This window comes from Nocardiopsis chromatogenes YIM 90109 (assembly GCF_000341185.1).
Classification (GTDB): domain Bacteria; phylum Actinomycetota; class Actinomycetes; order Streptosporangiales; family Streptosporangiaceae; genus Nocardiopsis_A; species Nocardiopsis_A chromatogenes.
Genome location: NZ_ANBH01000377.1, coordinates 1 through 10082 on the forward strand (window position 1 = coordinate 1; position 10082 = coordinate 10082).

A 10082-nucleotide genomic window follows, 5' to 3' on the forward strand; every position below is an offset into this window, starting at 1 on the left:
CTCACACGATCTTTACGGAATCACTCGTCTAGGCCGCACCCGCCTCCCTCTCCTCCCTGCGCAGGAACTCGGCGGTGGAGGACCCCTCCGCCTCCGCGAGGTCGGCGGGGGAGCCTTCGAACACCACGCGGCCCCCGTGGCGGCCGCCGCCGGGGCCCATGTCGACCACGTGGTCCGCGCGGCGCACCAGGTCCAGGTCGTGTTCGACCACGACGACCGTGTTGCCCGCGTCCACCAGCCGGTCCAACAGGGCGGCCAGCCCCTCCACGTCGGCCGGGTGCAGCCCGGCGGTCGGCTCGTCGAACACGTACAGCGCCCCCGACTCGCCCAGGTGCCGGGCCAGTTTGAGGCGCTGGCGCTCGCCCCCGGACAGGCTCGCCAGCTCCCGGCCCAGCGTCAGGTGGTCCAGCCCGACCTCCTCCAGCCGCGCCAGGCGCCGCCGCACCCCCGTGTCGTCCAAAAGCGGCGCCGCCTCGGCCGCCGTGGCGTCGAGCATCTGCGCGACGGTGCGCCCGGCCAGCTTGTGCTCCAGCGCCTCGGGGCGGAACCGCAGCCCGCCGCACGTCTCGCACACCGAGACCACCGGGTCCATGAACGCCAGGTCCGTGCTGACGGTGCCGCGCCCCTTGCAGCGCGGGCAGGCGCCCGCCGAGTTGGCGCTGAACAGGGAGGGGTCGGCCCCCGAGGCGTCGGCGAACAGGCGCCGGATGCGGTCCATCACCTTCAGGTGGGTGGCCACGGTGGCGCGGGGCGAGGCGGGGATGGGGGACTGGTCCACCACCACCGCCTCGGGGTGGAGCCGGGCCAGCTCGCGCACCAGGGACGACTTGCCCGACCCGGCGACACCGGTGACGGCGGTCAGCACCCCTGCGGGCAGGTCGGTGCTCACCCCGTCCAGGTTGTTCAGGCGCGCGTCCTTGATGCGGTAGGCGCCTGAGGGGGTGCGCACCCGCCGCTTGAGCGGGGCCGGTGTGCGCAGCGCCTCGCCGGTGGCGGTGGGGGCGCCCTCCAGCTCCGAGGGCGGTCCGGCGAACACCACGCGCCCGCCCGCGGCTCCGGCGCCGGGCCCCATGTCGATGACGTGGTCGGCGGCGCGCACCACCTGCCGGTCGTGCTCGACGACCAGCACGGTGTTGCCCTCCTCGCGGAGCTCGTAGAGCAGCCCGATCAGCCGGTGCACGTCGCGCGGGTGCAGCCCCCGGGAGGGCTCGTCGAACACGTAGGCCATCCCGGCCAGCCCCGTGCCCAGGTGGCGCACGACCTTGAGGCGCTGGGCCTCGCCGCCCGACAGGGTGCCCGACTCCCGGTCCAGGCGCAGGTAGCCCAGGCCCACGCGTTCGATGCGGCGCAGGGAGGCCAGCGCCTCTCCGGCCACGGCGGCGGCCACCGGGTCGGCCAGCCCGGCCAGTACCTCGGCCAGGTCGGGCACCTCCAGGGCGCACATGTCGGCGATGCCCATGCCCGCCAGGCGGGAGGCGCGGGCGGCGGCGTTGAGGCGGGCTCCCCCGCACTCGGGGCAGGGGCCCTCGTGCACGGCGGCGAGGGCGGCCCGGCGGTCGCGGCCGCGCAGGCGGGAGGTGTCGCGGTTGAGGTAGCGGCGCTCCAGCATGGGCACCAGGCCCTCGTAGGTGTTGCGGTAGGTACCGTTGGGGCCGCGGCGCTCGACGCGGAAGCCGCCGCCGTGCAGCAGCAGCTCGCGCTCCTCGCCGGTGAAGGCGCCGACCGGCTTGTCGGGGTCGAACAGGCCGGACTCGGCGTAGATCTGCCAGGTGGCGGTGCCCACGGCGGCGATGGGGGCCAGGATGGCGCCCTGGTTGAGCGACAGGGCCGGGTCCAGTACGCGGTCGGGGTCGACGCGGACGGTGCGGCCCAGGCCCTGGCACTCGGGGCACATCCCGGCGGGGTCGTTGAAGGAGTAGGCGGTGGACTCCCCGGCCGAGGGGGAGGCGCAGCGCGAGTAGAGCACCCGCAGGGCGGCGAGCACCCCGGTCATGGTGCCCACGGTGGAGCGGGAGTTGGACCCGGGGGCGCCCTGGTCGACGACGACGGCCGGGGGGAGCCCGCGCACGGCCCCGGGGTCGGGGTGGCGGGCAAGCTTGGGCAGGCGGTTGCGCAGGAAGCCGGGGAAGGTCTCGTTGAGGCGGCGCCCGGCCTCGGCCGCGATCACACCGTGTACGAGGGAGGACTTGCCCGACCCGGACACGCCGGTGACCGCGGTGACGGCGCCCTTGGGGATGCGGGCGTGCACGCCCTTCAGGTTGTGGTGGCGCGCGGCGGCGACCAGGATCGCCTCCAGGTGCTCGTGTGGGCCCCATGCGGGCGGCGCGGTACCGGTCTCCTGCTCGCGGGCGTGGGTGGTCATGGCTGCCCCCTTCTCAGCTAAGGCTAATAGCTATAGCTAATGCTATGTCCGATAGTAGGCTGCCGCCGTGACATCCTTCGCCGACGACATCGAGCCGGGCGGCGCCGACCGGCGCTCCCGGCGCCGCGCCGAGACCAAGGCCGAGATCCTGCGGCTGGCCGTGGAGGAGATGGCCGAGCACGGCGCGGCCGGGCTGAGCATGTCCCGGGTCGCCCGGCGGCTGGGGGTGCAGCCGCCGTCGCTGTACAAGTACTTCGACTCGCGCATGGCCCTGTACGACGCGCTCTTCGGCGTCGGCCAGCGGCGCTACCTGCGCACGGCCCGCCGGGCCGCCGAGCAGGCGCCGCCGGGGCTGGCGGGGTTCGCACCGGTGCTGCGGGCCGGTGCGCGCTGGTCGGCCGAGAACCCGGTGCTGGCCCAGCTCATGTTCTGGCGCACGGTGCCCGGCTTCGTGCCCTCCGAGCGGGCCTACGCCCCGGCGCTGGACCTGCGCAGGGACTGGGAGGCGCGGGTGCGCGCGGCGGTGGAGCGGGGCGAGCTGGGCGCCGGGGCCGCCGCGGAGGAGGGGCTGGACCTGCTGGCGGCCCTGATCGCGGGCATGGTGTCGATGCAGCTGAGCAACGAGCCGGACGCCGGGTTCGAGGGCAGCCGCTTCCTGCGGCACGTGGACCGCATCCCGGCCCTGTTCGCCGCGGCCTACCCGCCGCCCGCGGAGGGCGGGTAGGCGGCCCGCGAAAAAAGGCCGTGCACAACTTGATTGCGCACAACCTAATGGGTAGATTCGCATCCGAACGAGGAGGACGGTCACGACCATGCCCGACGACCAGCCGCGCGACCCGCTGTCGCTGGACGCCCAGCTCTGCTTCGCCGTGTACGCGGCGTCGCGGGCCATCACCGGCCTGTACCGGGACCTGCTGGCCGACCTGGGCCTGACCTACCCGCAGTACCTGGTGATGCTGGTGCTGTGGGAGCGCGGCCCGGTCCCGGTCAAGGAGCTGGGCGCCGCCCTGCGCCTGGACTCGGGCACCCTCTCGCCGCTGCTGCGCCGCCTGGAGGCGGCCGGCCTGGTGAGCAGGGAGCGCTCGGGCTCCGACGAGCGGGTGGTCCGCGCCGCCCCCACCGGGCAGGGCGCCGCCCTGCGCGAGCGGGCCGAGACCATCCCCGGGCGGGTGCTGCAGGCCACCGGGCTGGACGGGCAGGAGGCGCGCACCCTGCACGCCCTGCTGGACCGGGTCACCTCCTCGCTCGGCGCCGACGCGCCGCCCCAGGACGCCGTGTCGGCGTGCCAACCGCCACCACAGGAGGATCGAGCATGAACGTGCTGTACACCGCCAAGGCCAGTGTCTCCGGCGAGGGCCGCAAGGGCGCCGGGAGCACCGGCGACGGGCGCCTGGACGTGGAGCTGTCGGTGCCCAAGGGGCTGGGCGGCGACGACGGGCCGGGCACCAACCCCGAGCAGCTCTTCGCGGTGGGCTACGCGGCCTGCTTCCACGGCGCCCTGAAGAAGGTCGCCCGCGAGGCCAAGGTGAGCGTGGACGGCTCCACCATCGACTCGGAGGTGTCCATCGGCAGCGGCGACGACGGCTTCGGCCTGGCCGTGCAGCTGAAGGTCACCATCCCGGGCCAGGACCAGGCCGGTGCGCAGAAGCTGGCCGACGCCGCCCACCAGGTGTGCCCCTACTCCAAGGCCACCCGCGGCAACATCGAGGTGACGGTCACCGCCGTCGGCGCCTGAGGCGCGGCGCAGGCGGAGGGGCCGGGGCGCATGCCCCGGCCCCTCCGCCCTCTTCCGCCTTCTTCCGCCGGGCGGTTCCTCAGGGGGCCGAGGGCGCGGTGGGCGCCGGGGCGGGCTCGGGGGCGCGCACCCCCGTCGGGGCGGCCGATCCGCGGGCCAGCGCCATCGCGGTGACCGCGGCCAGCACGGCGGCCATGCCCGCCCACTGCGACCAGGTCGGCTCGGCGCCCAGCAGCGCCACCCCCACCACCGCCGAGACCAGGGGGAAGGACAGCTCGGCCAGGGTGGCCCGGCTGGCGGCGGTTCGGCCCAGCCCCCAGTAGTACAGCGACAGCGCCGCCAGGCCGGGGATGAGCGCCAGCGCCAGCAGCAGGGGGACCCGGGCGGCGCCCACGGCCAGGGAGGAGCCGGTGGCGGCGCAGATGACCAGGGCGACCGGCAGGGCGATGGTGAAGCGGACCGTGGTCACGTGCACCGGGGCCAGCCTCGCCCCGGCCAGACGGCCCAGCACGGTGCCGCAGGCCCACAGCAGCGCCGCCCCCAGGGCGAGTGCGGCCCCCTTGGCGTTGGACACCGAGACCGCCAGGGGGTCGGGGAAGGCCAGCATCCACGCCCCGGCCAGGGCGGGCACGGCGTAGAGCGCGAAGCGCGGCCGCAGGCGCTCGCCGAGCAGCAGCACCGCCAGCACGATGGCGAACAGCGGCTGCATCTTCTGCAGCACCTGCGGGGTGATGGGGTCGCCGGTGGTGAAGGCCAGCGTGAACAGGGTGGTGGCGCCCGCCGAGGAGCCTCCGCCGACCACCGCCATGGCCAGCACCGTGCGCCGCCCGGCGGCGGCCAGGGCGCGGAAGGCCGGGAGGATCCAGGGGCTCAGGCACAGCGCGATGATCGCGTGCTCGTAGAAGACGATGGTGGGGGCGGGCAGCACGGCCGAGAGCGGTTCGCGCATCAGCGCCGAGGTGCCCCACAGCCCGGCGGCGATGGCCACCGCCCACATCCGGTCCCCGCGCCGTGCCGAAATCACGTCCGGTTCCTCCCTCAGAGTCGGAAATCCGGGTGAATCCTCCCACTGATGGGGCGGTGGATGCGCGGAAAGGTCCACGAATCCGGGGAAGACGCCACGCGGTCGTACGCGCGTGCGAATACTGGTCTCCATGAACGAGAGGAGGCAGTATGACTGTCATGAGCACTCAGGAGGCGGGGGCCGGTCGGCTCACCGTGGACGACCTGGCCCGGATGCCGGACGACGGCAGCAAGTACGAGCTGGTCGACGGGCGGCTTGAAGTGACTCCGGCCCCCGTCTTCGACCACACGCGCGTCGAAGGGCGCCTGCAGACATACCTGGGGAATCTCGCCCCTGATGGATTCGAGGTCCTTCCTGATCCCGGGATGAACCTCGACGGCGACCCGAGCCGCCACCGCCGCCCCGATCTGGCGGTGATCCGGGAGGGGGAGGAGGCGCGGCCCTACCTCACCCGCCCGCCGCTGCTGGTGGTCGAGGTGCTCTCCCCTGAGAGCACCATCCGCGACACCCACCGCAAGCGGGCCGAGTACGCCGAGTTCGGCATCGAGTCCTATTGGATCGTCGCGCCCTCGGTCGAGAAGACCGCCGTCTTCGAGATGCGCCTGGACGGCGGCCTCTACCGGGATGTCCAAGAGGTCTTGGACACCGACGTGTTCGAGACCGATGCGCCCTTCCCCCTGCGCCTCGTCCCGCGCTGGCTCACCGCCGACGGCCCCTGGCGACGCCGCATCGGCGGCCAGGACGCGGGAGAACGGGCCGAGGACACCCCGGAGTCTCCCCAGGACGGCTGACCCCCTGACCCCCACACGGCGAAGGGCGGCCGGAGCTCCACGCCCCGGCCGCCCTCGCGTTCCTCCGGCCCTGCCGCCTCACCGCGCCCGGATCAGGCGCGCGGCTCCAGCAGCAGCAGCCGGTCCAGCATGTCCTGCATGGTCACCAGCCCCACCAGGCGCGGGCGCGGCCGCTTGGCCTCGGCCGTTCCCGGCGCGGGGTCGGCGCTCTCGACCAGCACCAGGTGGCTGCGGGTCTCGCGCATGATGCCCAGCGCCGCGTAGATCGGCGTGCCCGCCGCCAGCGTGGGCACCGGCCGCATCAGGTCGGCCGCGGTGGTGCCCTGCGGGCTGGTCAGCGCGTCGCGCACGTGCGCCACACCCAGCGGCCGCCCGCTCTCCAGCACCACCAGCCGCAGGTGGCCCGACTCCCGGGAGACCCGCTTGACCTCCTCGATGTCGGCGTGCGGCCCCACCGAGGCCATCTGAGCCAGCGGGGTCATCACCTCGTCCAGCGGCCGGGAGTTGACCTCCAGGGCGGTGGCCAGCTGCTCGCGGCGCTCCTCGTCCAGCGCCCCGGCCTTGGCCGAGTGGTCGACCAGCTCGCGCAGGTCCTCGGGGCCGTGCCCGGCGGCGACCTCGTCCACCGCCGAGACCCCCACCAGGTGCAGGCACTTGTTGGCCATCCCGTTGAGCAGCACCAGCGCCGGGCGGGTGAGCCACATGAACGCCCGCATCGGGATCGCCAGCAGCGTCGCCGACTTCTCCGGGTGCGAGATCGCCCAGGACTTGGGCGCCATCTCGCCCACCACCAGGTGCAGGAAGGTCACTACGACCAGGGAGAGCACATAGGCCAGGGTGTAGGCCACCGCGTCGGGCATCCACCCGTGGAACAGCGGCTCCATCAGGTGCTTGACCGCGGGCTTGGAGATGGCGCCCAGCGCCAGCGTGCACAGGGTGATGCCCAGCTGGGACCCGGCCAGCAGCAGCGACAGGTCCCGGGCGCTGCGCAGCGCCGCCCGCGCCGACAGGCTCTTCTCGGCCGCCTCCTCCAGGCGGTAGCGGCGCGCGGCCACCAGGGCGAACTCGATGGCCACGAAGAACGCGCTGAGCGCGATGATCACGACCGTCAGGGCCAGGGCCAGGACCGGGTTCATGTCGCTCATGCGCTCACCTCCTGGTGCTCGCCGCCCCCGGCCGGGGCCGCGCCCTCGACCAGCTCCAGGCGGACGGTCTCGGGCACGTGCCGGTCCACGCCCTCCACGGTGAGCCGGACCGAGCGCTCGGGCTCGTCGTCCTCGGCGCCGGGGTGGCGGGGCAGGTCCACGGTGACCGCGTCGCCGGACTCGGGCAGGCGCCGCAGCTCGGCGATGACCAGGCCGCCGATGGTCTCGTAGTCCCCGTCGGGCAGGTCGTGGCCGAGCAGGCGCTCGACCTCGTCGACGTGCTCGGCGCCCGGCAGCAGCCAGCTGCCGTCCTCGCTCACGCGCGCGTTGCCCTCGTCCTCGGGGTCGTGCTCGTCGGCGATCTCGCCCACCAGCTCCTCGGCGAGGTCCTCGGTGGTGATGACCCCGGCCAGGCCGCCGTACTCGTCGACCACGCAGGCGAACTCCTCGCCCGCGTCGCGCAGCCGGTCGAGCACGTCGGGCAGCCCCAGCGAGGCCGGAACCAGCACCGCCGGGCGCAGCACGTCCTTGACCAGGACCGCGTCCAGGTCGGCGTCGCCCAGGGCGAGCACGTCGCGCAGGCACACCACGCCGGTGACGTCGTCGACATCGTCGCCCATCACCGGGAAGCGGGAGTGGCCCACGGCCATCAGCTCCACGACCCGGCTGACCGGCTCGGCGGCCTGCACGGTGCTCACGTGCGGGCGGGGGATCATGGCGTGCTCGGCGGTGCGGTCGTGGAAGTCCAGCGTGCGGTCCAGCAGCGTGGACAGCTCGGCGGTCAGCTCGCCGCTCTCGCGGGACTCCTCCACGATCTTCTCCAGGTCGGCCGGGGTGGCCGCGTGCTGCACGTCCTCGACCGGCTCGATGCGCACGGCCCGCAGCAGCACCACCGCCGCCTGGTCGAACAGGCGGATGATCCAGCCGAACAGGCGCAGGTAGATCCCGGTCGACAGGGCCAGCCAGCGGGCCACCGGCTCGGGCCGGGCGATCGCCAGGTTCTTGGGGAACAGCTCGCCGAAGACCATCTGCACCACAGTGGAGAACAGCAGGGCCAGGGCCGTGCCGATGGCCAGACCGGTGCCGGCCGGAACCCCGGCCACGCCCAGCAGCTCGCCCAGCCCGGCGCCGAGCAGGGGCTCGGCCACCGACCCGACCAGCAGGCCGGTGACGGTGATGCCCAGCTGGGCGCCGGAGAGCATGAAGGAGGTGCGGCCGGTGATGCCCAGGGCCCGCTTGGCTCCGGTGTCGCCCTGGGCGGCGCGCGCCTTGAGGCGGGGGCGGTCCACGGCCATGTAGCCGAACTCTTGGGCGACGAAGTATCCCGTCGCCAGGGTGATCACCATGATCACCAGCACTCCGAGGAGGATGCTCAGCAGGATGCTCACCGTGCACGCTCCACAGGCGTGCGGGGGAGGGGGCCGGGCAGGGCGCCGCGCACCGCCGCGGAGCTCTCACTCCCGGTGCGCGCGCCCGATGGTGATGGCGGTTCCTCGGAATCGGGGGTGCAGCGCCCTGTCAGCGGTAGGGCGCTGCCGGTACTTCGGGACGGGTCCACGTGTCCTCTCTCGGATCGGTCGCGTGTACGTACGAGGATACGAACAGGGGGTCGGAGAAATTCCCTGGCGCGGGCGGTTGAACCGGGGCCCGGCAACCGATTTTGCGAAGGCTTCACCTGCGCGGAGGCAACCGGGCGGCCGGGCGGGGCCTCAGTCGCGGGCGGCGGGCGCCCCGGCGCCGGGCGCCTCAGGGGCCTCAGGCGCCTCGGGGCCGGGGGCGGCCCATTCCCGGCGCCGGGCCTCGGCCAGGGCGATGGAGGCGGCGACCGCCACGTTGAGCGAGCCGACCCGTCCCACCTGCGGGATGTAGGCGGTGGCGTCGGCGGCGGCCAGCAGGGCGGGGGAGCAGCCGTGGTCCTCGGCGCCCACGGCGATGCACACGTCGCCCTCCAAGGGGGCCTCGTGCAGCGCCATGGCGCCCTGGGCCAGCTCCAGGGCGACGACGCGGAACCCGGCCTCGCGGGCGGCGCGCACCGCCTCGGCGCCGGTGCGGGTGCGCTCCAGGCGCAGCTTGCTCTCCGAGCCCAGGGCGGTCTTGCCGACCTGGGGGTGGGAGGTGTCGGCGGTGTTGCCCGCCAGCCAGGCCGCCTCCACGCCGAACACGGCGGCGGTGCGCAGGATCGAGCCCAGATTGAAGGGCTGGGTGACGGACTCGGCGATCAGGGCCAGGCGGCCCTCGGTGCGACGGCGCCAGAGGCGGTTGAGGCGCTTGACGTCGGTGGGGCGGAGCTGCGTGCTCACCTGTGCTCGGGTTTCCTCGTCGAAGTCGTGCGGTCCGGGCGGGCCGGTGGGCCCCCGGGTGTGCGGTCGGCGCAAGGATAGCCGCTCGCCGGTGTCCGGCGGCGGGCGGCCGCGCCGATCGGCCGGGTACCGGGCGCGGGCCGCGGCCTCAGGGGCGGTCGACGCGCAGCACCCGGTACCCGGCCCGGGAGGCGGCGCGGGCGGTGGGCCAGCCCTGCTGGTCCAGCCAGCGGTGCAGCGAGTCGGCGCCCAGGTTGCGCTGGACCACCAGGTGGGCCGAGGCGCCCGGGGCCAGGCGGGCCAGCCAGCACCCCAGCAGGGAGTGCAGGGCGGGCTTGCCGATGCGGATGGGCGGGTTGGACCACAGGGCGTCGAAGGGGCCCTGCTCGGCGCCGGGGCCGGGTGCTGGGGAGGGTGCGGGATCTGCGGGGGCTGCGGCGGCGCCGTCCGCCCCGACCTGCAGGAACTCGGCGTTGTCCAGCCCGGCGGTGCGGGCGTTGCGCGCGGCCAGCTCCACGGCGCGCCCGTTCACGTCCACCCCCAGCACGCGGGCGCCCGGGGCGCGGGCGGCCATGGCCAGCGACACCGGGCCGTAGCCGCAGCCCAGGTCCAGCAGCCGCCCGGTGGCGGGCGGGGCGGGCACCGACTCCAGCAGCACCCGGGTGCCCAGGTCGACCTTGCCGGGGGAGAAGACCCCGCTGTCGGTGTCCAGCCGCAGGTGCAGG

The 10082-nt window shown here is 74.6% G+C and carries 10 protein-coding genes; 4 read left to right on the top strand and 6 right to left on the bottom strand.

Going from position 1 to position 10082, the window contains the following annotated elements; genetic code table 11:
• Window positions 1-28: 28 nt before the first annotated feature.
• Complete coding sequence (locus D476_RS0131010) at window positions 29-2362, bottom strand: ATP-binding cassette domain-containing protein (RefSeq protein WP_017627755.1); 2334 nt, start codon at window positions 2360-2362, stop codon at window positions 29-31.
• 67 nt (window positions 2363-2429) lie between these two features.
• Here D476_RS0131010 and D476_RS35230 point away from each other — a divergent pair, with 67 nt between their 5' ends.
• From D476_RS35230 to D476_RS0131025, 3 genes are all read left to right on the top strand, one after another.
• Window positions 2430-3086, top strand: a complete 657-nt coding sequence (locus tag D476_RS35230) for a TetR/AcrR family transcriptional regulator (protein WP_017627756.1) — start codon at window positions 2430-2432, stop codon at window positions 3084-3086.
• 88 nt (window positions 3087-3174) lie between these two features.
• Window positions 3175-3678 carry a MarR family winged helix-turn-helix transcriptional regulator gene (locus tag D476_RS0131020; protein WP_017627757.1) on the top strand — a complete coding sequence of 168 codons (504 nt, stop codon included), beginning with the start codon at window positions 3175-3177 and terminating at the stop codon, window positions 3676-3678.
• Window positions 3675-4097 (top strand): organic hydroperoxide resistance protein, encoded by a 423-nt coding sequence (locus tag D476_RS0131025; RefSeq protein WP_017627758.1) that lies wholly within the window; start codon window positions 3675-3677, stop codon window positions 4095-4097. Before D476_RS0131020 ends, D476_RS0131025 begins: the two co-directional genes overlap by 4 nt.
• Window positions 4098-4176: 79 nt before the next feature.
• Here the strand turns inward: D476_RS0131025 and D476_RS0131030 are convergent, their stop codons facing one another.
• A complete protein-coding gene (locus tag D476_RS0131030; RefSeq protein ID WP_239648877.1) occupies window positions 4177-5121 on the bottom strand; it encodes a DMT family transporter in 945 nt (314 codons plus the stop codon).
• 149 nt (window positions 5122-5270) lie between these two features.
• Between D476_RS0131030 and D476_RS0131035 the strand changes: the two genes are divergently transcribed.
• Window positions 5271-5912, top strand: a complete 642-nt coding sequence (locus D476_RS0131035; RefSeq protein WP_026124022.1) for a Uma2 family endonuclease — start codon at window positions 5271-5273, stop codon at window positions 5910-5912.
• Window positions 5913-6004: 92 nt separating this feature from the next.
• On the opposite strand, the gene D476_RS0131040 is transcribed toward D476_RS0131035, so the two are convergent.
• From D476_RS0131040 to D476_RS0131055, 4 genes are all read right to left on the bottom strand, one after another.
• Window positions 6005-7057 (bottom strand): hemolysin family protein, encoded by a 1053-nt coding sequence (locus D476_RS0131040; RefSeq protein ID WP_020380515.1) that lies wholly within the window; start codon window positions 7055-7057, stop codon window positions 6005-6007.
• Window positions 7054-8445, bottom strand: a complete 1392-nt coding sequence (locus tag D476_RS0131045) for a hemolysin family protein (protein ID WP_017627764.1) — start codon at window positions 8443-8445, stop codon at window positions 7054-7056. The genes D476_RS0131040 and D476_RS0131045 overlap by 4 nt, the downstream gene beginning before the upstream one ends.
• Window positions 8446-8766: 321 nt before the next feature.
• Window positions 8767-9357: a TrmH family RNA methyltransferase gene (locus tag D476_RS0131050; protein ID WP_017627765.1), complete on the bottom strand. Its 591-nt coding sequence runs from the start codon at window positions 9355-9357 to the stop codon at window positions 8767-8769.
• A 148-nt stretch (window positions 9358-9505) separates the two neighbouring features.
• Window positions 9506-10082 (bottom strand): class I SAM-dependent methyltransferase (locus tag D476_RS0131055; RefSeq protein ID WP_017627766.1); only part of this gene is annotated, 577 nt, incomplete at its 5' end.